At 63.4% G+C, this 20,180-nt stretch carries 21 protein-coding genes and 1 pseudogene; 9 read left to right on the top strand and 13 right to left on the bottom strand.

Translation table 11 applies throughout. The annotated features are described in order from the left end of the window. Positions 1-67: 67 nt before the first annotated feature. The 4 genes from katG to B4F51_RS16805 all read right to left on the bottom strand — a co-directional run bounded on the left by katG (position 68) and on the right by B4F51_RS16805 (position 4,403). Positions 68-2,239 (bottom strand): catalase/peroxidase HPI, encoded by a 2,172-nt coding sequence (gene katG / locus B4F51_RS16790; RefSeq protein WP_296227384.1) that lies wholly within the window; start codon positions 2,237-2,239, stop codon positions 68-70. Between the two features lie 125 nt (positions 2,240-2,364). Continuing rightward, positions 2,365-2,865, bottom strand: a complete 501-nt coding sequence (locus tag B4F51_RS16795) for a Dps family protein (protein WP_296227387.1) — start codon at positions 2,863-2,865, stop codon at positions 2,365-2,367. A 142-nt stretch (positions 2,866-3,007) separates the two neighbouring features. Further along, positions 3,008-3,190 carry a hypothetical protein gene (locus tag B4F51_RS16800; protein WP_296227389.1) on the bottom strand — a complete coding sequence of 61 codons (183 nt, stop codon included), beginning with the start codon at positions 3,188-3,190 and terminating at the stop codon, positions 3,008-3,010. Between the two features lie 628 nt (positions 3,191-3,818). Then, positions 3,819-4,403, bottom strand: coding sequence for a TetR/AcrR family transcriptional regulator (locus tag B4F51_RS16805; RefSeq protein ID WP_296227391.1), 585 nt, complete (start codon positions 4,401-4,403; stop codon positions 3,819-3,821). A 238-nt stretch (positions 4,404-4,641) separates the two neighbouring features. On the opposite strand from B4F51_RS16805, the gene B4F51_RS16810 reads away from it, so the two are divergent. From B4F51_RS16810 to B4F51_RS16835, 6 genes are all read left to right on the top strand, one after another. After that, positions 4,642-5,514: a DUF6202 family protein gene (locus tag B4F51_RS16810; protein ID WP_296227392.1), complete on the top strand. Its 873-nt coding sequence runs from the start codon at positions 4,642-4,644 to the stop codon at positions 5,512-5,514. Positions 5,515-5,561: 47 nt separating this feature from the next. Then, entirely contained in the window at positions 5,562-6,374 is an 813-nt protein-coding gene (locus B4F51_RS16815) for a phytanoyl-CoA dioxygenase family protein (RefSeq protein ID WP_296227393.1), read from the top strand. Positions 6,375-6,793: 419 nt separating this feature from the next. Continuing rightward, positions 6,794-7,825 (top strand): stearoyl-CoA 9-desaturase, encoded by a 1,032-nt coding sequence (locus tag B4F51_RS16820; protein ID WP_296227395.1) that lies wholly within the window; start codon positions 6,794-6,796, stop codon positions 7,823-7,825. A gap of 100 nt (positions 7,826-7,925) precedes the next feature. Beyond that, positions 7,926-8,354, top strand: a complete 429-nt coding sequence (locus B4F51_RS16825) for a DUF2000 family protein (protein WP_296227397.1) — start codon at positions 7,926-7,928, stop codon at positions 8,352-8,354. 2 nt (positions 8,355-8,356) lie between these two features. Beyond that, positions 8,357-9,361, top strand: a complete 1,005-nt coding sequence (locus tag B4F51_RS16830) for a DMT family transporter (RefSeq protein WP_296227400.1) — start codon at positions 8,357-8,359, stop codon at positions 9,359-9,361. Further along, positions 9,358-9,705: a (2Fe-2S) ferredoxin domain-containing protein gene (locus tag B4F51_RS16835; RefSeq protein ID WP_296227401.1), complete on the top strand. Its 348-nt coding sequence runs from the start codon at positions 9,358-9,360 to the stop codon at positions 9,703-9,705. The genes B4F51_RS16830 and B4F51_RS16835 overlap by 4 nt, the downstream gene beginning before the upstream one ends. Here B4F51_RS16835 and B4F51_RS16840 read toward each other — a convergent pair. Continuing rightward, the gene (locus B4F51_RS16840) at positions 9,692-10,396 is read right to left on the bottom strand and encodes a hypothetical protein (RefSeq protein ID WP_296227402.1); all 705 of its coding nucleotides are present in this window, start codon (positions 10,394-10,396) and stop codon (positions 9,692-9,694) included. The two genes, B4F51_RS16835 and B4F51_RS16840, sit on opposite strands and share 14 nt — an antisense overlap. Before the next feature lie 91 nt (positions 10,397-10,487). Between B4F51_RS16840 and B4F51_RS16845 the strand changes: the two are divergent. Continuing rightward, positions 10,488-10,784: pseudogene (locus B4F51_RS16845) on the top strand (MFS transporter); the annotation flags it as partial. Positions 10,785-10,879: 95 nt separating this feature from the next. Here the strand turns inward: B4F51_RS16845 and B4F51_RS16850 are convergent. The 4 genes from B4F51_RS16850 to B4F51_RS16865 form a co-directional block, all read right to left on the bottom strand. After that, complete coding sequence (locus tag B4F51_RS16850) at positions 10,880-11,827, bottom strand: LysR substrate-binding domain-containing protein (RefSeq protein WP_296227404.1); 948 nt, start codon at positions 11,825-11,827, stop codon at positions 10,880-10,882. A gap of 307 nt (positions 11,828-12,134) precedes the next feature. Then, a complete protein-coding gene (locus tag B4F51_RS16855) occupies positions 12,135-12,596 on the bottom strand; it encodes a chromate resistance protein ChrB domain-containing protein (RefSeq protein ID WP_296227406.1) in 462 nt (153 codons plus the stop codon). 13 nt (positions 12,597-12,609) lie between these two features. After that, positions 12,610-13,782, bottom strand: a complete 1,173-nt coding sequence (locus B4F51_RS16860) for a chromate transporter (protein ID WP_296227408.1) — start codon at positions 13,780-13,782, stop codon at positions 12,610-12,612. Then, on the bottom strand, positions 13,779-14,759 hold the full coding sequence (locus tag B4F51_RS16865; protein ID WP_296227709.1) for a chromate resistance protein ChrB domain-containing protein: 981 nt from the start codon (positions 14,757-14,759) through the stop codon (positions 13,779-13,781). The genes B4F51_RS16860 and B4F51_RS16865 overlap by 4 nt, the downstream gene beginning before the upstream one ends. 164 nt (positions 14,760-14,923) lie before the next feature. Here B4F51_RS16865 and B4F51_RS16870 point away from each other — a divergent pair, with 164 nt between their 5' ends. Continuing rightward, positions 14,924-15,760 (top strand): undecaprenyl-diphosphate phosphatase, encoded by an 837-nt coding sequence (locus B4F51_RS16870; protein ID WP_296227410.1) that lies wholly within the window; start codon positions 14,924-14,926, stop codon positions 15,758-15,760. Positions 15,761-15,782: 22 nt separating this feature from the next. Here the strand turns inward: B4F51_RS16870 and B4F51_RS16875 are convergent, their stop codons facing one another. Beyond that, entirely contained in the window at positions 15,783-17,462 is a 1,680-nt protein-coding gene (locus B4F51_RS16875; protein ID WP_296227411.1) for an NRAMP family divalent metal transporter, read from the bottom strand. Between the two features lie 42 nt (positions 17,463-17,504). Further along, positions 17,505-17,651, bottom strand: a complete 147-nt coding sequence (locus B4F51_RS16880) for a hypothetical protein (protein ID WP_296227724.1) — start codon at positions 17,649-17,651, stop codon at positions 17,505-17,507. Between the two features lie 412 nt (positions 17,652-18,063). Between B4F51_RS16880 and B4F51_RS16885 the strand changes: the two genes are divergently transcribed. Further along, the gene (locus B4F51_RS16885; RefSeq protein ID WP_296227413.1) at positions 18,064-19,122 is read left to right on the top strand and encodes a DMT family transporter; all 1,059 of its coding nucleotides are present in this window, start codon (positions 18,064-18,066) and stop codon (positions 19,120-19,122) included. A gap of 29 nt (positions 19,123-19,151) precedes the next feature. Here the strand turns inward: B4F51_RS16885 and B4F51_RS16890 are convergent, their stop codons facing one another. Both B4F51_RS16890 and B4F51_RS16895 read right to left on the bottom strand, forming a co-directional pair. Beyond that, a complete protein-coding gene (locus B4F51_RS16890; protein ID WP_296227414.1) occupies positions 19,152-19,739 on the bottom strand; it encodes a DUF1214 domain-containing protein in 588 nt (195 codons plus the stop codon). A gap of 6 nt (positions 19,740-19,745) precedes the next feature. Next, positions 19,746-20,180, bottom strand: a complete 435-nt coding sequence (locus tag B4F51_RS16895; RefSeq protein WP_296227416.1) for a DUF1254 domain-containing protein — start codon at positions 20,178-20,180, stop codon at positions 19,746-19,748.

Genomic DNA, 20,180 nt, shown 5'->3' on the forward strand with positions numbered 1-20,180 from the left:
GAATCACCAAAGAAAAATGGCGCCTGCACGAGGCAAGGCGCCATTTTATTCCTTCCAGCTGAGTGGATCAGGCCAGATCGAAACGGTCCAGGTTCATCACCTTGACCCAGGCTGCCACGAAGTCGCTCATGAAACGCGTCTTTCCGTCGGCGCTGCCATACACCTCGGCCAGTGCGCGCAGTATCGAGTTCGAGCCAAACACCAGATCAACGCGCGTGCCGGTCCACTTGAGCTGCCCCGTCTTGCGATCGACGCCCTCATAGATGTCGCCGGCCGCCTTCCATTCGGTGCCCATGTCGAGCAGGTTGACGAAGAAGTCGTTGGTCAGCGCGCCCGGCGTGCCGGTGAAAACGCCATGCTGGCTGCCATCCGCGTTGATGTTGATCGCGCGCAGGCCACCGAGCAGCACCGTCATCTCGGGTGCGGTCAGTGTCAGCAACTGGGCCTTGTCGATCAGCAGCGCTTCGGCCGGCACCGCGAACTTGGCCTTCTGATAGTTGCGGAAGCCGTCGGCAATGGGTTCGAGCACCGACATCGCAACCGGGTCGGTCTGTTCGGCCACTGCATCGACACGGCCCGGCGTGAACGGCACCGTGACGGTCGCGCCGGCTGCCTTGGCGGCCAGTTCGATGCCCACGCTGCCTGCCAGCACGATCACGTCGGCCAGCGACGCCTTGCCTGAGGCCTGCTGGATCGCTTCCAGCTTGGCCAGCGTGCCAGCGACCGGCTGGTTGACCGCCCAATCGTTCTGCGGCGCCAGGCGGATGCGCGCGCCGTTTGCACCGCCACGCTTGTCCGAACCGCGAAAGGTCGAGGCAGACGCCCACGCCACGGCCACCAGCTCAGAGGCCGACAGGCCCGAGGCCGCGATTTTCGCCTTGAGGTCGGCGATGTCGGCCTCACTCGGCTTGTGCGTCGCGGCGGGCAGCGGATCTTGCCAGATCAGGTCTTCACGCGGCACTTCCGGGCCAAGGTAGCGCGACTTCGGACCGAGATCGCGGTGCGTCAGCTTGAACCAGGCGCGTGCGAAGGCCTCTGCAAAGGCCTGCGGGTTGTTGAGAAAGCGGCGCGAAATTTTTTCGTAGGCCGGGTCGAAGCGCAGCGACAGGTCGGTGGTCAGCATGGTCGGGCGGCGCTTGGGCGAATCGGGCGTCGGGCCCGGAATGATCGCCTCGGCATCCTTGGCCACCCATTGCAACGCGCCAGCCGGGCTCTTCTCCTGCACCCATTCGTACTTGAACAGGTTCTCAAAGAAGTCGTTGCTCCATTGCGCGGGCGTTCGCGTCCAGGTGACTTCCAGCCCACTGGTGATCGCATCGGCGCCCTTGCCGGACTGATAGGTGCTCGCCCAGCCGAGGCCCTGTGCTTCGAGCGGTGCGGCCTCCACGTCAGGGCCGACGTGGCTTGCCGCACCCGCACCGTGCGTCTTGCCGAAGGTGTGACCACCCGCGATCAATGCCACGGTTTCCTCGTCGTCCATCGCCATGCGGGCGAAGGTTTCACGAATGTCGCGCGCGGCCGAAATCGGATCGCCGTTGCCGTCCGGACCCTCCGGGTTCACGTAGATCAGGCCCATCTGCACGGCGGCGAGCGGGTTGTCGAGATCGCGTTCGCCGGAATAACGGCTGTTGGGGTTGTTGGTCGGCGCGAGCCAGGTTTTCTCGGCGCCCCAGTAGACGTCGTTGTCAGGTTCCCAGGTGTCCTCGCGGCCGCCGGCAAAACCGAAGGTGCGGAAGCCCATGGTTTCGAGCGCCACGTTGCCCGTCAGGATCAGCAGGTCGGCCCACGAGATCTGCTGGCCATACTTCTGCTTGATCGGCCACAGCAGTCGACGCGATTTGTCGATATTGACGTTGTCGGGCCACGAATTGAGCGGCGCGAAACGTTGCTGGCCACGACCGGCGCCCCCGCGGCCATCGCCCGTGCGGTAGGTGCCAGCGGCGTGCCAGGCCATGCGGATGAACTGCGGACCATAGTGGCCAAAGTCTGCCGGCCACCAGTCCTGCGAATCCGTCATCAGGCGGCGCAGATCAGCCTTGATGGCGTCGTAGTCGATCGACTTGAAGGCTTTGCGGTAATCGAACTTCGCCCCGAGCGGATCGGATTTCTCGGAATGCTGGCTCAGCAGATCAACGCGCAGTTGATTGGGCCACCAGTCCTTGTTGGTCATGCCGCCACCGACGGCTTGAGACGCAGCGGCTGCATGGCCGGGAAACGGGCATTTGGCTTCGGAAGTCATGGTTTCCTCGTTGATCGTTGGGGGGGATGCAGCCCCACCCGCTACGCGGCAGGCTGGCGGGAGGGGGAAATTTGCTGCGGTCGAAACATCTGCCATCGCGCGGCGAAACGCCTGCCCAGGCGTTCTTACGCCAGCAGCGAGCGCAGCATCCACGCGGTCTTTTCGTGGATGTCCATGCGTTGCGTGAGCAGGTCGGCGGTCGGCTCGTCGGCCGCCTTGTCGACGTCCGGGAACAGGCTGCGGGCGGTGCGCGTCACGGCTTCGTGGCCAGCCACCAGCTCGCGCACCATATCCATCGCCTCGGGTATGCCCTTCGATTCCGGGATCGATGACAGCTTGGCAAATTCGGAATACGAGCCCGGTGCCGGGTAACCCAGCGCGCGGATGCGCTCGGCCACCGGATCGACGGCGTTCCACAGCTCGTTGTACTGCGTCTCGAACATCAGATGCAGCGTGTTGAACATCGGGCCGGTCACGTTCCAGTGGAAGTAATGCGTCTTCAGGTAAAGCGAGTAGGTATCGGCCAGCAGGCGCGAGAGGCCTTCGGCGATCTTCTTGCGGTCCTTGTCGGCAATACCGATGTTGATCTGTGCTGCGGCAGCGGCGCCGCTGTTCTTCTTGGCCATCTGGATTCCCCTGAAAAAGTGGTGAGAAAAAACGCGAATGTCTAACCCGGGTAGAGTCGGACCGCGCGTGCTTCGAGCATTTCGTTCGGTTGCCGCCAGCGCGACAAGTTCCGATTGTGGCACCCGCCTATGACGAAGGCAGTCAGGCCGTCAGTTGCACCATGCCGTGCAAGAACACGATGATGGCGCCGGCGGCCACGATGGTCAGGCCGATCTGCTTGCGCACCCACTTGCGTTGCAGGCGGGCGTGCTCGGCAGTGTGCGAGCCCCGTGCCGCGCCCGCAAACGCCTGCCATTCCGAAACGAACATCCGCACCATCGCCACGATCTTTTCTCCTTGCAACTGATGCGCGGCGTCGCAATTTGCGCCGCGTACCTTGCTGCGATTGCATGACTTCAAACCCCGCGCTTTCTTGATGCTTGCACCGTAAGCCGGGGCAGCTTCGCAAATCAGTGAGGTCAATGCGATTCACCATAGGCAGCGAGCCATTCCAGCACGGTCGCAACGGCGGTCGAACCAAGACGCACAGGCATGGCGGGCTCCATGGTGATGATCGATGAGCGATCGGCTCACCATGGAAGGCAGTCTATCATCGCGCTATCAGAATTTTAATTTAATTGTCTTAATCTATCGATTAGGCGTACGCTATGGCCGTCACATAGTGTGTGTCGATGTAGCGAGGGGAATTAGAAAATAGCGAAGTAGGCTAGAAGATATCGAAGGTGCACCGCGACCGCGAATCGCCTCGGCCCTTGCCAGTAGCTGCTCTATCGGTAACTCCCGGACCAGTTAAATCTCGTATCGCACAAATCGGCGGGGGCCAACCAAAGGCGTGGCCTCCTAGGTGGTCAGTGCATACCACCGCCGAAACGCAGACAGCGGTACCCAGGGCACCGCGCGCGCGCAGCAATCTTTTATAGCTTGCTACCGCGGGATTCAGTTCGGAGACCCGTCAGTCGTCCGCTACGGCCCCAACAAGCAGCATGATCTGAAGTGCCGCCAGTTCACGTAACCGCGATGGTTCGTGATAGATGAGTTCCATCACGGCGAGCCCGCGCGTGAACGCAATGATGGCCTGTGCAGCCCTGTCAGGCGGCACAGCCAACGACGCTCGCAGGGCATCGTGAGACAGCGCTTCGGCAATGACCGCCTCCAGTTGCTCCAAAAGGTCACGCACGCGTTTCTGCATGACCTCCCCAATCACCTCACTCTCCACCGCCGTCTTTGTCGTGAAGCAGCCTCGCGGCGGCATGTCGGCCGTCATGCTGGTGATGGACACGTCAAAGAAACGCTCCAGCGCGAGACGCGCAGATGGGGCGTCCAGCGCCTGCCGCGACTCGGCAAGGACGCGCTCCGCGTAGCGATCGAACGCCAGCTGAAAGAGGTGCTCCTTGCTTCCGTACGCGTGGTAAAGGGAGCCGCGCTGAACATCAGTGGCCTCCGCCAAGTCGGCCATAGAGGTCGCCTGCCAGCCCTTGACCCAAAACAGCTCCAGCACCTTGCCGAGCACAGCTTCCTCATCGAACTGCCGAACCATGGCCATCGTCTTTTAGACCTCCACCATTTTTTATATTTGACACTGGTGTCAACATTGACGACCATGACAATGATTATAGCCAGATTGCGCAAAGGACCTTTCTGAACTGTCCCGCCCCAGGTACGTGCCAGCCGCCCTTGATGCGCTGGCGCCGAGCCTGGGGCGTTGTCTGGGTGTGCGCCGGTTGTACTGCAGTTGCAGTTTTCATGTCCCTCACCATGAACGGAGTTCTGATCACATGAATGGTCAAATCCATGGCGCCGAAGCCGCCGCGCACGCCAGCCACAACGCCCAGATCCGCTTTGAAGCGCTGATTACCGAGTGCCTCGAGTCTGCACAGCTCACGCGCGAAACCAACCGGTTCTTCGTGCAGGCCAAGTCGGTCAAGTCAATCGAGCCCCTCCCAGCGCTGCGCATTGCCCATGGCTGGCGCGAGATGACCAAGGCGTTCATGTTCACCTCCATCGCCGGGCTGGGCGTGATGGCCGCCGACGCAGATGCGCAGACCGAGCCCAATCGCAACCTGCTCAAGGCGATCCAGACCATCTTCCACGTCATTGGTGACGATCTGTCAAACCTGATGCCGGTCTTTCGCGAGGTGGCACCCGAAGGGCCGGATGGCATGCACTACGCCTGGTGGGAAAGCTCCATCGTCGATCCGCTCAAGAATGCAGTCGGCGCGCCCGACAACGACACGACCGACATGCTGGGCGCGGGCGCGAGACAGCTGATTGCCAATATGCGCGCGCTGATTCACGAGCCGCTGGGTGCGGCAGTGCAGTTGCGCGTGGTGGAGGCCATTGCACTGGACATCACGGTGGCCTTCAAGCGTGTGTTCTCCAAGGCGGTGGTGGACGGCAACCGCCTCTTCACGCGCCCCGAGCAATTTGTGTGGATGGACTCGCACATCCATGCCGAGGTCGAACACCACAAGGCGGTCAGCGACGACGACACGGGCACCACCGCCATCGCCGATACCGAAGAAAAGCAACGCCACATGCTGCGCCTGACGCAGCAATACGCCGAGAACTGGAATATTGCGCTCGACGAGTTCGCTAGCCACCTGCCTGCTGCGCAGGACACCGTCCTGGCCGACGCCGCCACGGCCTGAGCGCGCATACGCGCCTGACGCAACGTACAAGCGAATCGGAGCACAACATGCTGAATGAAGACTTGAAGCGGCAGTTCCAGGACAAGGGGTACTGCATCCTGCGGAACGTGGTCAGCGAGCCCACGTTGAAGGTCCTGCACGAAGCAGCTGAAGCCTGCGCACTCGACCTCGACGACCCTGGGCGCGTGACCGAGCAGGATGGCATCACGGTGCGTGGGCTGCATGGCACCCACTTGCGCAGCGAAGCGATTGCCAGCCTGTGCCGTCATCCCGTGCTGCTCGACGCGGCCAAACAGGTCTTGGGGCAAGACGTCTATGTCCACCAGTTCAAGCTCAACATCAAAGCCGCGTTCGTGGGCGATGTCTGGGAGTGGCACCAGGACATGACGTTCTACCACCGCGAGGACGAACTGCCGGAACCGGAGTTCCTCACGATCGCCGTCTTCCTGGACGACGTGACCGAGTTCAACGGGCCGCTGACGCTCATTCCCGGCTCGCACAACGCGGGCTTCCTGGACAGCATCAAGCACACGATTGCGGCCTACGACCAGCAAAGCGACTGGCTCAGCAATACCACTGCCAAGCTGCGCTACACGGTCGACCGCGGCGTCCTGCGCAAGCTCGTGCAGCAGTGCGGCATGGAGGCGCCCAAGGGCAAGGCCGGCGACTGCGTCGTCTTTCACGCCAACCTGTTCCACGCATCGGGGGTCAACATTTCGCCGTTCGACCGCCGCGTGGCATTCATTTCCTACAACAGCGTCAAGAACCTGCCCAAGCCTACCCGGCCACCACGGCCGGAGTTCCTGGCCGCGCGCAATTTTGAGCCACTGACGCCGATTCCCGACGAGGTGTTCCAGTAGACGGCCTGCAGCAGCGCCCCGGCGCGTCCGCCACGACGCGCCTTTGCACGCGGTCAGACGCCGATCCGTCCGGCCGCGTACCGCGCAACGCGCTCCCATCCGGCACGCAACGCGATTCCGGCCGACGCAGCTATGTCGACACAACGACAGCCCGCGGCCGGAGCTGCGCGCGCACGCGCGCCGAGAACCCATCGGCCCGCCGCCGCAGCCAGTCGCGCCGCCGCACGCACCGAGGTTCGCACATGGTTGACCCTTTGCTGTTCGCTGCCAGCAAGCGGCATTTGTCCGTCAGAGAATCCTATTTGCGCTTTCCCTCCTGGACCCAGCCTTTCTGGACACGCCTAACAGGTAAGCCACTGCCATACGAGCAACCGCTCGTGTGCCTGCCAGCCACATTGGCGATGGGGTTGGACGTCACCATGGCAGCGCTGGTCTGCGCGCTGCACTTGAATTTGTTGACGGCAGACAGTCCATTGCTCGTGCTGGCGGGCTACGCAATGACGCCCGTGTTCGCTCTTTACTTGACCGGAGCACTGAGGAAAGCTCAGGTCGTGTACGGACATCACGCAATCCACGGCACGCTGTTCAAGCAGCGCAGCAAAGCTAACGCCTATGCTGCTCGTGGTCTGACGATCTTCGCGCTGTCGCAAAACGAAGCGGAGTACGAGAAAGAGCACCTAGACCATCACCGCCGCACGATATTCACAACATTGGACGACTCGGACGCCGCGCTGCTCTATGCCTGCGGCGTCCGACCAGGCAGGCCGCTCCACGAGCTGAACCGGGCGTTGTTCATCACGCTCGTCTCGCTGCGCTATCACCTTTGGTTCCTCAAGGCACGGCTGATGTCGAATCTGCGCCGGCCACCTCTTGAGCGCGCCATTGCCGTCGCGTGGATGACGTTGATTTTCATCCTTGTGCCTTTGCAGTACGGGATGGTTGCGACGTGCTTGGCGCTCTGGTTGCCGTTGACCATCCTGTACCAGATCAGCGCGCTGCTGCAGTTCGCGACCGAGCACGTCTGGCTGATGGGCGAGGCGCCCGGCGCCAACGCACATGCCTACGCACAGCGGTGCCACGGCCGCTTCAGCGGGGAGCGCGTTCCCGGCACAGATGGCGTGCCGGCATCGGTACGAACCTGGCTGGCTTGGTGGACCCGCACGCTGTGCCTCCATGTGCCAATGCGTTTGGCTGTGCTGGTGGGTGACCTGCCAGCACACGACTGGCACCACCTGGTGGCAGCGGTCGGGCACAGCACAAGCGGTTGGCCGCGGGCAATCTACGAACGGCAGCGCGCGATCGACAGCGGCAACTCGGCCGGCATGGAAGAACGCGAGCTCTGGGGAATCGGTGCCATGGTTCGCCACGTCCTGCTCAGCATGTCACGCGCGCCAGCCCAGTTGAATGCACGTCACGTGCAACAGGAGGCAAGCCCCGCCAACAGCCTCTGACCCAATTCATATGGATGTGGCCCAAGCACGCCCCTTCGTGGACGGGGCGTTGGACCACACGGTCTCAATGCCCCTCTGAGGGGCCTGCAAACGCACCAACATGGCTTACGAAAACAACGACAAAAAGTTCGTCGCAGTCGTCAACCAACGGCATCCGCTGCCCTTGATCCTCAACGCGCTCGCACATGCCGCATTCGGCATGTCGGGCAAAGGCACGCACGTCGGACGCCTGCTCGACTACCCCAATCAAGCCACCGGTTTCTCAGCCAAGGTGGATGAATCGCCGTTCATCATCCTTGAGGCCAAAAATAGCAGCCAACTGCAGACCCTGCTATCGGTCGCGATGGACAGCACGCACATCGCCTACAACGTGTTCACCACCTCCATGATCGGTCGGTCTGCCGACGCGCAAGTGGCCGCAACACAGGCAGCCACGGGCGCTGGGCTGGACTTCGTCGTGGTCGTGCTCTTCGGCCCGCGCGAAGACGTTGAACCGCTGACCAAGCGGTTTTCACTCTTCAAAGGATGACCATGGACAGCGCCAATCCCACGCAACACCCCGTCACGACGGAAGCCCCCAGCAGCAAATCCGCGCGCGAGGGTTGGGCCGCCGTGCTGACAGCCGCCACGCTGTGGGGCACGACGGGCATCGTCTTTCACGCACTGGGCACGTCAGGCGGTGCCAATGCCGTTTCCATCAGTTTCCTGCGGCTTGCGCTGTCCGTACCGTTTCTCTTGGTGATGGCGCGCGTACTCGCAGGCACGTGGCTCGCACCGCTGAGCGTGCGCGGCCTTCTGGTGCTGGTTGGACTCGGGCTTGGAATGGCCGCGTACCAGCTCACGTACGTGCTGGCCATCGAGCGTGTGGGTGTTGCCATCTCGGTGCTCATCAGTATCTGTGGCGCCCCGATCTTCGTGGCACTGATCTCGGTGGTATGGCTGGGTGAGCGCCTGCAGGCGCGAACCCTGGTTGCGCTGGTAACGGCGATTGTGGGAACGGTGTTGCTTGTCGGTTTGCCCACGGAGGTCAACCAGAGCAGCCACGGCTTTTGGATCGGTGTCGCTATCGCCATCGCATGTGCAGTCTGTCAGGCGTTCTACGTCCTGGCGGCCCGCGCCTCCGGCACAGTTTGCGGGCCCATGCACGCCGGCGGAATCGGCTTCGCTATTGGCGCGCTTGCGCTACTGCCCTTCGGCTTGGTCGAGGGCTTGCAACTGAGCTACTCGCCGGGCGGCTGGGCCATGCTGTTGTATGTGGCAGCCGTGCCCACGGCGATTGCCCAGACTCTGTTCCTGAGCGGACTCAAGGGTACGGGTGCCATCGGCGGTGCAATCGCGAGCTTGCTTGAACCTTTGGTGTCCACCGTGCTCGCGGTCATCCTGCTGCATGAGCGCATGACGTGGGTTGGCGTGCTCGGCACCGTCATCCTGCTGAGCGGGATCGTGATCATCCAGTGGACGCCCAAAAAACGCCCCCAAGCCGTGTCAGCCCCACATCGAAACACGCCTCACACCACGACCACACCCGCGCCATGACGTTCTATCAACACCACATATTCTTTTGCACGAATCGCCGCGAAGGCGCCGACGCCTGCGACCAACATGGAGCTACCGAACTCTGTGCATATGCGAAGCGGCGCTTGGCCGAAGCCGCCCCTCACATGGCAAAGGATGTACGTGTCAACCGCGCAGGATGCCTGTCGCGATGCGCCGATGGTCCAGCCGTTGTGGTGTATCCGGAGGCCGTCTGGTACACCTACATCGACACCACGGACATTGACGAGATTGTGGACGAACATCTCGTCAACGGTCGGATCGTCGAGAGATTGCGCATCGATAATCCTGCTAGCGAACAGGTAGCTCTGCTCACACCAAAGTGAGTGTCGCTGGAATCTTCCGAAAACTGATCTTGCCGCGGCGAACGATGAAGGTGTAGGAGTCTGCCCGATCTCCATGATGGTGAGCCAGTATGTAGCCGCCAATCCCGTTGCGATACGGAATCTTCGCGTGCGTGCTTTTGAAGTATTTCGCCATATTGACCATTAGGTCTGCACGGCGTTTTTCGGGGTGCTCCGCATCGGTTGGCGGCAGCGTCGAGTTGCCGCCGACAACAGCGATAAGCAGACGATGCTCTGAGACGTTGCCAAGCAGTTTCGACCAGTCCCAGATGTAGCCTCTCTTAGAAAGGCTAATGGATACCGAATTTCCGGCATCGCATTCGCTTTCCCCCGTCAGGTAATGTACCCGCGCCCCGGTGGGTCCCATCAGGCAGAAATCGAGCCCCATCTGCTGCGACCCATGATCATTCGCAAATCCGGCGTTCACCACACGGGTCCAGAAATCTGGATCCTTCTTCGTATTCGAAACCCGAAGTGACATCTTTGCGGTGCGCTTCTTCCTGTAGAGATCTGTCATCGCAAGGGCAAACGTGTAGTGCGCCCAAAGTGTCCAATCGCTCTGCGGGGTCGACTGTACCGGCCAAGGCGCGTTTGTCGACGACAGATGAGCTTTAGCAGCGGCGTGGCTGCAAGGCAGCCAATGCTCAAGCAATTTGTGAGTGATTTTTTTCAAGGCGTTCGTCTCTGAAGAAGCGATTGCAGACCTAGTGAAGGCTTCCTGCCGCAAGCAGATGTTCGCGAGTATGCCGGTGGAGCGTGCGGCCTTCTGGATTGCGCTGATGCTGCTCGGCCTGGGTTGGAACTTCGGCTTCCTTGGTGCGTCGGCAATGGTCTTGGCGTGTCATACGCCGGCAGAAGGGCCGCGTGTGCAGTCCATCTATGACTTCATGGTATTTGGGGCAATGGTTGTCGGCTCGTTCGCATCAGGCAGTTTGCTGGCCACGTACGGATGGGCCTTGGTGTGCGGCCTCATTCTCCCCCCGGTGCTGATGGCAGCAGCCAGCCTTCTTTGGTTGCGGCGCGAATGGGTATCGCCCAACTCGCTGGCGCAACGAAACTGACGGCCCAGATATACCTCAGCAGTTCCGCAGCCGAATGGTTCAGCCGGCACCTCTGATCTGGCCGGCAAGGGGCAGCATGATGCCGCAGCGATGAATCAGTGAACGAGCGGAGTGAAGGGCAGCGGCTTGATGCCAGGCAGGTCACATTGCGCGACTGCCTTGGCCACCGACTCGATGGCGGCGATGCGGGTGAAGCTCTTGCGCCATGCCAGCACGACACGGCGGTCAGGCACCGGCTCCTGGAACGGCACATAGGCCAGCAGGTCGGAGGCGGCCGGCTGCATGTTGGGCACCGACGTACGCGGCAGCACCGTAATGCCGACACCGCTGGCCACCATATGGCGGATCGTCTCCAGCGACGAGCCCTCGAAGGTCTTCTGGATGCCGTCAGCGTTCTGCGAGAAGCGCGACAGCTCCGGGCACACGCCCAGCACGTGGTCTCGGAAGCAATGGCCGTTGCCAAGCAACAGCATGGTCTGCTGCTTGAGTGCCTCCGGGTCCACCGCCTGCTCCTGGGCCAGGGCATGGCCGCGCGGCACCGCCACCACGAAGGGCTCGTCGTACAGCGGCACGGTCATCAGCCCGGCCTCGGGAAACGGCTCGGCCATGATGGCGCAGTCGATCTCGCCCTGCTTGAGCAGTTCCACCAGCCGCACGGTGAAGTTCTCCTGCAGCATCAGCGGCATCTGCGGGACAGTGTCGATCATCTGCTTGACCAGCGCCGGCAGCAGATACGGCCCGATCGTGTAGATCACCCCCAGGCGCAAGGGCCCGGTCAGCGGGTCCATGCCCTGCTTGGCAATCTCGCGGATCGCCATGGTCTGCTCCAGCACCCGCTGCGCCTGCGTCACGATCTGCTCGCCCACGGGCGTGACGCTCACCTCGGACGCCCCGCGCTCGAAGATCTGCACGGCCAGTTCGTCTTCGAGCTTCTTGATGGCGACCGACAGCGTCGGCTGTGAGACGAAACAGGCCTCTGCGGCGCGGCCAAAGTGGCGTTCGCGCGCGACGGCAACGATGTATTTGAGTTCGGTGAGCGTCATGGCAATCAATCGGCTTGTGGGTTCCGATAGATTTTATCTTAGGCGGCGCGGATGTGCTTGGGGTGCTTGGGAAAGTGCTGTTGGCGCGGCGAAGTGAGATGACACAACAGCAAAGCGCCGACTCGCCTGACTCCTTGCCCAAGGCCGCTCTCCCGGCAACGCCTTGATTGGATGACATTCGCATCGTTCACATGAGAGTTTCCCACCCAGGGACCTTCCCAAGCGGCGGGAAACTGAGTGTCGTCGCGACTCCGATGCAAACCTCAGGGGCAGGCACGCAATCCTTTCGCTCCGGCAGGAACCAACCTCATGCCGGCATTTGCGGCGGCCAGCGATGCGTTTCCGCCTGGCAATGCTTGCACCACGCATACAGCGCGTCGTACAGCACCAAGCCGTGTTCGAGCATGACGTGGTCATCGGCAAACACGTGCGACAGACCCAGCGAGATCGCGTACAACCCACTGGACTGAGGCGTCAGATCCAGGCGGGACGTATCTGCGCCGCGCACGATGCTGGCCAGTTGCTGCAAGGCCGGATCATCGCCCAGGCGATATTTGTCGAGAAACGCATCGAAGCTGCACCGCTCGCCAACATGCGACAGCTCTACGCCGGGAATGTCGTAAGGGATAGCTCCCCTTTCGTTGGCGACGCGCAGTACATCAGCGGGCGGCACATACAGAAAATCGGGCGCCTCGTCGATGAAGCGGGCGATCAGCCAGGGGCAGGCGATGCGGTCGATCTTGGGGCGCTCGCGCGTGATCCATTGCATGGCAACCTCCATGTCAGTGATGCAGCAGCGGATACACCGCCAAGCCAATCAAGGCAGCCCCGGCCACGATGACGGGCTCCGACAGCTTCTTGAACTGGAGCAGTAGCGCGACCGTCACCACGGCCAACAGTGCCGTCGGCACATCGACGATCGAGCGCTTGGCCAGCACGATCACCGCACCAGTGATGGCGCCCACCGCTGCCGCCGTTACGCCATCGACAAACGCCTGGATGGCGGGCAGCTTGCCGTACTTCTTGAAGTACGGTGCCGGCAAGATGGTGAACAGGTAGCACGGCAGGAACGTGCCAGCCGCCGCCACGCATGCGCCGGGCAATCCTGCGATCAGGTAGCCGATGAAACCCACGGTGATGACAACCGGGCCTGGCGTAATCATCGCCACCGCCACGGCATCAACGAACTGCTTCTCGTTGAGCCAGTGGTGTTCGGTGACGACGCCGCCATAGAGGAACGGCACGATGGCCAGCCCGGAGCCGAATACGAACGCACCGGCCTTGGTGAAGAACACGCCAATCTGCGAGAGCAGAGGCCAGTCGATCGTGCTCAGTATGCTGGTCGCGGCCGCAATGGGCGTCGCGGCAATCGCGTTGGCGCGCCCTTGACGCCCCCACTTGGGCGGCGCACGCCAGAACCACACGAGTACGCCGCCCGCGAGGAACAGCCACGCCAGCTCCGATTCGGTGATGACCGTCACCGCTGCCAGCACCAGATAGACAGCCCATAGCAGCTTGTCCTTGCCAACGCTCTTGGTGGTGAGCTTGTACGCGCTGATGGCGATGATGCCGATCACGGCCGCGCCCACGCCGTAGAACACCGATTGCATCCACGTCAGCCCGCCAAAGCGCACGTAGGCCCAACCGAGCGCGACCACCATCAGGAACGACGGCAGCACAAAAGCCAGGCCGACCAATGTCGCCCCCAGAATCCGGTAATGCACGTAGCCGAGATAGATCGCCAACTGCGCGGCGAGCGGCCCAGGTGCCAGTTGCGCGAGCGCGAGGCCTTCTTTGTAGTCGGCTTCCGTAATCCACTGTCGCGCCTCCACCAGGTCGCGGCGCATATAGCCGGCCAGCGCGACCGGGCCGCCAAAGCCGAAGGCACCGAGCCGTGCGAAATACAGCACCAGTTGCCACAGCGTGTAGACGGGGCGTTCATGCGATGTGTTCATATGGGTGGCGGGCGCTGGGGTTTCCGACTGCCCGAGAAATGGGCGTACATCGAGTCAAGCACGGTACCGATCTCCATCAGCAGGGCATCGTCATCAACCAGTCGTTTGCGAGCGCCCGCGAGGATGGCTTCGAACCCGCTGGCCTCGGGCGCGGCCGCTCCCCCCACATCCAGCGCGTGCACCATGGCGCCGAGTCGGGCGAGCCCGTGGTTGCCGTCCAGCCCGAAGCTGGCGAGCAGGACCTCGAAGGACACACACTCGCCAACGTGCGTGAAGGTCGCGCCGTCGAAGTCGAATCCCAACGCATCGGCGGGGCAGTCGCTGAGCCGTTCCAGCCAAACGAATCGAGCGTGCGGATCGATGAAGCGTTGGATCAGCCAGGCGCTGGCGACACGGTCCACCCATAGATGCTGCCGGGTGGCCCATAAGCGGCCCTGGTATTGGGCTGGGTCGCGCTGCGGGATGCTGCCTGCGGCCGCATGCGGCTCACCGGGCGAAAGCGTCGCCTCGATGGCGGCCGCAAAATCGCGCCACTGCGCGGCGGCACGGATGGAGGCTTCGTTTGGAAAGAAGTCGACTTTGCGGATGGACTCGTAGGCGCGTCCGTGTCGGCGCAGCAGGCGGTTGAGTTCGGCCGTGGCAAGGTTCGGGAGGGTCTTGCGCACCTCCGACAGCTCTGCGAGCCAGTCGCCATACTCGGCAGAGCGGTCAAACAAGGTTCGATAAGCCGCCACCTCGTCGTCACCGCCTGCCTGCACGCGCAACAGCCAGGCCTGCCCGTCCTCCCTCAAGGTTTCGTCCGCCAGCTCCCGCAATTGCGATGCCTGCTCGGCCTGCGCCGGAAGCAGGTACGCGCCGTCGCGCAATGCTGCACAGCCGAGCGCCTTGACCGCGCGCCAGATGCGCATGCGCACCGTCGCGCTGGAGGTCGGGAGGCTGACGATGAGGAGCAGCCAAGGGTCTGGAGAGGTCGCCATGCCGGCAGCATAGGCTGCCGTATTGGGCGCTGCAACGCTGTAGAAACCTCTACAAAATGATGAATAGGCTGATACGCGGTGCGCTTGCATGAGGCCCATTCTGGTACCGTCTCGCCTGATCACGCCCAAGCGCGAGACGCCTCGATCACCCATCACCACACCGTATGAACACGCTTCACATCCTCATCCTGGCCTGCGTCCAGGGCATTGCCGAGCTGCTGCCGGTCTCCAGTTCGGCCCACGTCATCCTGGCCGAGAAATGGCTGGGGCTGGACCCAACCGCCCCCGACATGACGCTGCTGCTGGTCATGCTGCATACCGGCACCATGTTTGCCGTCATCGTGTATTTCTGGCGCTCGTGGCGGCAGACGTATTTTTCGTCGACCAAGGCATTGTGGGACAACGGCGTGTACTTGGCGGTGGCCACCGCTGCCACCGGTGTCGTTGGGCTGACGCTGCTTTACCTCATCAAGCACGTGGTGATGGGCGGCGCCGACAGCTTCGAGATTGAGCATCTGTTCGGCAACACCAAGCTGATGGCGGTCAGCCTGGCGGTGGCCGGGGTGCTGATCCTCGCCTCTTCCCGACGCTCCGTGACGGCCACCGAAGACCTCAGCGGCCCGCGCGCGTTCTGGGTGGGCGCGGTGCAGGGGCTGTGCCTGCCGTTTCGTGGGTTGTCGCGCTCGGGTGCGACGATCTCCAGCGCCATGCTGCTGAGCGTGCAGCGCCGCCGCGCCGAGGAGTTCAGCTTTGCGCTGGCCGTGGTGCTGACACCGGCCGTCATCGCCAAGGAAGGCTATCGCTTCTACAAGGCCTATGCCGGCACCTCCGAGAACCTGCTGCACATGCTGGCGCCCAGCCTGCTGGGCATGGGGGCCAGCTTTGTCGCCGGCCTGGTGGCGCTGCGCTGGCTGTCGCGCTGGCTAGAGCAGGGCCGGTGGTATCTGTTCGGCTGCTACTGCCTGGTCGCGTCGGTGGTCGTGTGGATGTTCGGCGGCTGAGGCTGCGTGCTTGGCCGTCGCGCTATTTGAAGACGGCCAGTTGCAGCACCTTCACCACCACCAGCACCACGGCAAATACCAGATAGACGCGCAACACACCCATCCAGACCCGCTTGGCCAACGTAAGGTTGGGCGGCGGCAGTTGATCCAGCGGCGGCATGCGCCAGGTGTCGCGCGCGTCGTCTGCGTAGGCGAGCAGGTTGGCGGCGTCATTGTCGGCCTCGCTCGCCAACCCTCGGCGGGACCTGCGCAGGCCCATGCTGACGAGATAGCCGACCACTGCCAGCAGCGTGCCGCCGGCCAGCACTTCGATCATCGTCCGGCCCGAGATGCCCGGATAGATGACCGACGCCGTAAGCACGACCGAGAGCATCACCAGCACCCAGATGATGGCCCCGGTAAAGAGGTTCAACCGCGGCGAGTTGACCCACGGCCCAAGCACTGCACGATCGTTGCACAACAGCAGCAGGAAGACCGTGGCGCTTGGCAGCAGCACACCTGCCAGCGTCTGCACTGCCTCGGTCAGCAAACCCAGCGGGCTGCCCGGGATCAGCACCAGCGCTGCCGCCCCGGCAATGATGCCGAAGTAGACAAGGTAGAAGCCACCGGCGTCCGACACCTTGCGATGCAGGGAATGGTGGATGCCGAACACATCGCCGATGGCATAGGCGGTGGCCAGCGACACCGCCGCCGCGCCGATGACGGACGCGTCGAACAGCGCAATCGCAAAGAACGTCGCCTGCGCATGCCCCGCGTAGCGCTCCAATCCGGCCATGACGCCGCCGGCATCGGTAAAGCCGCCAAACTCCGGTCTGCCGTCAAACAAAGCCGCGCAGAACGACATCATCGCCACCGCGCCGATCAGCACCAGCGCGATGCCGATCCACAAGTCCGCTTTCTCATACGGGATAAAGCGCGGCGTGATGCGCTTGTCGATCACGTAGCTCTGCTGGAAAAACAACTGCCAAGGTGCAACCGTGGTACCGACGATGCCGATCACCAGCAGCATCACATCGCCCAGCCGCGCATGCGCGGGCCAGTTCGGCACCAGGAAATCACGCGCGATCTGGCCGACCGGCGGATGGATCGACACCAGCACCGGCACCAGCGCCAGGCTCAGCACGCACAGGCCCACGGCAAAGCGCTCGAAGCGCCGGAAGCTGCCCGTGCCGGCAGCCGCCATGGTGAGCGCGGCCGCCAGGCAGACGCCGGTCACCCGCGATACCCCGAAGAAATCGAGCGCGAACGTGATGCCGATGAACTCCGTGGCAATCGTCAGCGCATTGAGCAGGAACAGATCGATGATGCTGAACGCGCCCCAGAACTTGCCGAAGCGCGCGAAGATGAGCCGCGCATGCCCGACGCGCGTGACGGCGCCCAGGCGCAGCACCATCTCCTGGTTGACGAACAGCACCGGCACCAGCAGCAGCAACGTCCACAGCAACGTGGTGCCATAGTTCTGCCCCGCCTGGGTGTAGGTGCCGAACGCGCCCGCATCGTTGTCGCCCACCATCACAATCAGGCCCGGGCCGAGGATGGCCAGCAACGTGCGCACACGCGCCCGCCAGCCGCTGTGCGGAGCGACCTCATCGTGCGCGATGGTGCCCAGCGCACCGGTGATGTCGCCATGGTGCGCACTGTCGAGGGCGGCGCTGTGCTTGATCGACGCCCCCCTCACCGAAACGTTTGATGGTGCAGCCATGTTCGCTCCCCGTTTTTTTTGGTTGGCCGTCTGATGACCCCGCTATGAGACAAGCGCCAGCAGATCGCGCCACCAATGCGCCAACCGATGCGCGCAGGTGGATCGCAGCGAGAGCGCCGCGTCATAGTTCGCGCGCGACTCCTGGATATGCGGCCAATGCTGCAGCAGCAGGCCGAAGGTCATCGTCACGCCTCATCTGCGGTACGCGCATACACGCACCTCGCGCCCGCTGCCATGGGCGCGAACCAACGCACCATGAAGCCATGTTCACGGTGCCATGCCACACGCACGCCAACGCGGCGTCGAGTGGCGCTTCAATGGTGGTGCACGGAGGGTGTTACTGCGGCGCGCACCGTCTGCCTGCGGCAGGACGGCGGCTGGATTGGGGCGCGGACGTTCTGCGGGTCAGGCAGGAAAATGACCGGAAGGTCGACTACTGCAACTGTCCAAGGCGTCAGCCCCTTTTGTGGAGATGTAAAAAGTGTAGGTCGCGCTTCGCTGGTGCGTCAATGTGACGATGCGGCGGCGCGCTGCCGGTCAGGCTGTGCACGTTGGCGCTGGAGCGCGACAATGAATGATTGTTCTCCGTAAGCCTGTCGGCATGTCCATTCGTTCTGCTGCCCCCGCCCTGCTCGCCGCCCTGTTGTTCGGCGCGAGCACGCCCCTGGCCAAGACGTTGACCGGGGCCATTTCACCGGTGCTGCTGGCCGGACTGCTGTATCTCGGCAGCGGCCTCGGCCTGAGCGGCGTCCTGCTGTTCCGGAAGCTGGCCGGTAGCGGCAGCGGAACTGACACCGGGCTGGCGTCGATCCCGCGCCGCGAGGTGCCGTGGCTGCTGGGTGCGATCCTGGCCGGCGGCGTGGCGGGGCCTGCGCTCCTGATGACGGGGCTGACCTCCACGGGTGCAGCCTCGGCCTCATTGCTGCTCAATGTCGAAGGCGTCTTCACTGCACTGATCGCTTGGATCGTCTTCAAAGAGAACACTGATCGGCACATCGTGCTGGGCATGATCGCCATTGTGGCCGGGGGCGTGTTGCTGTCATGGCAACCGGACGCGGCGCGGCTGTCACCCAGTGCCCTGCTCATCGTCGCGGCCTGCGCGTGCTGGGCCGTCGACAACAACCTGACCCGCAATGTCTCTTCCAACGATGCCGTGCTGATCGCCTGCCTCAAGGGCTTGGTGGCAGGCACCTGCAACACCGCCTTCGCGCTGGCGGCCGGCAGCACGCTGCCGGGAGCATTGCCGGTGCTGGCCGCCATGCTGATCGGTTTTGCGGGCTATGGCGTCAGCCTGGCACTGTTCGTGATCGCGCTGCGGCAACTCGGGACGGCACGCACAGGCGCGTACTTTTCGGTGGCACCGCTGTTTGGCGTGATGATTGCCCTGCTGATCTGGCCGGAGATGCCCGGCGTGCTGTTCTGGCTCGCCGCCGCGCTGATGGCGGCGGGCGTCTGGCTGCACCTGCGCGAGCGCCACGAACACGAGCACACGCATGAGCCGATGGTGCACACGCACGCACACCGGCACGACGAACACCACCAGCACGAACACGACTTCCCGTGGGACAGCAAGGAGCCGCACGTGCATGCGCATGAGCATGCGGCCCTGACCCACAAGCATCCGCACTACCCGGACATCCACCACCGGCACTCGCACTGAGTGCACACAGGCGCCGTGAAAGGCGACGCTCAGTCCAGCCGCTCGACGGCAGGCACGCGCACCCGGCCGTCGCGCAATTCGGCCTTGGGCTCATAGGCGCGCAGTACCAGGGCGAAGTCGCCGGCCGGCGTCGGCAGCCAGTTGGCCCGCTGAGCCGGGTCGGCCGGTGCATCGCGCTGGATCACGACATCGATCGCCCCATCCTGGCCGGTCTTGAGGCCGGCGGTGCGATCGCCGATGGCATAGCGGCCAATGGGGTTGGACGTGAAGAACAGCTTGCCGTCCGGCTCCACCTCGTACATCGACAGCGACCAGAACGCGTTGACCGGCAGCGCCCCCGCCGGCAGATGCAGGCGGTACCGGTGCGCTCCGGAAAGCCGCTGCTTCTGCTGATCGACGAAGCTGATCGGATACATGGCCTCGACGGTCTTGAGCGCCAGCAGGCCGCCCAAGGCGACTTGTGCGCGGTATGCGTAGTCGGTACCGAAATCACCGAGGTTGTCTTTCGAATACGACCAGCCGTCACTCCTGGGCCCGGCGGCAGACAACCCGCCTTTGAGCGAGGCCAGCATGGCCGGCAACTGCTGCGCCCACAGCGTCTTGATCTGCGGCGACAACGCCTCTCATCGGCAGGCCGCACCGCAAATGCCGACCGACGCCAGCCGCTGGATCAACGCGTCTTCATAGCGCGGCGCGGGGTTGCGGGCCAGCATCAGGTTGGCCATGTCGACAAAGGCCTGCGGGCTCCGTTCGACCGGCGGCACGGCCTGCCACAGAGGCGGCGTTTTGCCAGCACCAAGAGGCTGCACCTTGAACTGGTCCTGCAGGGCGCTCACGGCGGGCATGTCGGCATCGCCGTCGACGAGAATGCGCGCCAGCACGAGCACGTCATTGCCCGGCGCGCGGATCACCTGGGCATTGGGCGGCAGCGGCTGCGTGGTGTCCGGCCCCACCACGATAAAAGTGCCACTGTGCGTGCCGTCGGCGCGTCGGCCGAGAATCTCGAAATTGTTCGTCGCCATGTCGAGGAAGGCGAGCGAGTAGTAGCGGCCGGCCAT

The organism is Ralstonia sp. UBA689, assembly GCF_002298975.1.
Lineage (GTDB): Bacteria > Pseudomonadota > Gammaproteobacteria > Burkholderiales > Burkholderiaceae > Ralstonia.

Coding starts and splice junctions, on each gene's coding strand:
- katG (WP_296227384.1), bottom strand. CDS start 2,239: ATGACTTCCGAAGCCAAATGCCCGTTTCCCGGCCATGCAGCCGCTGCG.
- B4F51_RS16795 (WP_296227387.1), bottom strand. CDS start 2,865: ATGGCCAAGAAGAACAGCGGCGCCGCTGCCGCAGCACAGATCAACATC.
- B4F51_RS16805 (WP_296227391.1), bottom strand. CDS start 4,403: ATGGTTCGGCAGTTCGATGAGGAAGCTGTGCTCGGCAAGGTGCTGGAG.
- B4F51_RS16810 (WP_296227392.1), top strand. CDS start 4,642: ATGAATGGTCAAATCCATGGCGCCGAAGCCGCCGCGCACGCCAGCCAC.
- B4F51_RS16815 (WP_296227393.1), top strand. CDS start 5,562: ATGCTGAATGAAGACTTGAAGCGGCAGTTCCAGGACAAGGGGTACTGC.
- B4F51_RS16820 (WP_296227395.1), top strand. CDS start 6,794: ATGGCAGCGCTGGTCTGCGCGCTGCACTTGAATTTGTTGACGGCAGAC.
- B4F51_RS16825 (WP_296227397.1), top strand. CDS start 7,926: ATGGCTTACGAAAACAACGACAAAAAGTTCGTCGCAGTCGTCAACCAA.
- B4F51_RS16830 (WP_296227400.1), top strand. CDS start 8,357: ATGGACAGCGCCAATCCCACGCAACACCCCGTCACGACGGAAGCCCCC.
- B4F51_RS16835 (WP_296227401.1), top strand. CDS start 9,358: ATGACGTTCTATCAACACCACATATTCTTTTGCACGAATCGCCGCGAA.
- B4F51_RS16850 (WP_296227404.1), bottom strand. CDS start 11,827: ATGACGCTCACCGAACTCAAATACATCGTTGCCGTCGCGCGCGAACGC.
- B4F51_RS16855 (WP_296227406.1), bottom strand. CDS start 12,596: ATGCAATGGATCACGCGCGAGCGCCCCAAGATCGACCGCATCGCCTGC.
- B4F51_RS16860 (WP_296227408.1), bottom strand. CDS start 13,782: ATGAACACATCGCATGAACGCCCCGTCTACACGCTGTGGCAACTGGTG.
- B4F51_RS16865 (WP_296227709.1), bottom strand. CDS start 14,759: ATGGCGACCTCTCCAGACCCTTGGCTGCTCCTCATCGTCAGCCTCCCG.
- B4F51_RS16870 (WP_296227410.1), top strand. CDS start 14,924: ATGAACACGCTTCACATCCTCATCCTGGCCTGCGTCCAGGGCATTGCC.
- B4F51_RS16875 (WP_296227411.1), bottom strand. CDS start 17,462: ATGGCTGCACCATCAAACGTTTCGGTGAGGGGGGCGTCGATCAAGCAC.
- B4F51_RS16885 (WP_296227413.1), top strand. CDS start 18,064: ATGTCCATTCGTTCTGCTGCCCCCGCCCTGCTCGCCGCCCTGTTGTTC.
- B4F51_RS16895 (WP_296227416.1), bottom strand. CDS start 20,180: ATGGCCGGCCGCTACTACTCGCTCGCCTTCCTCGACATGGCGACGAAC.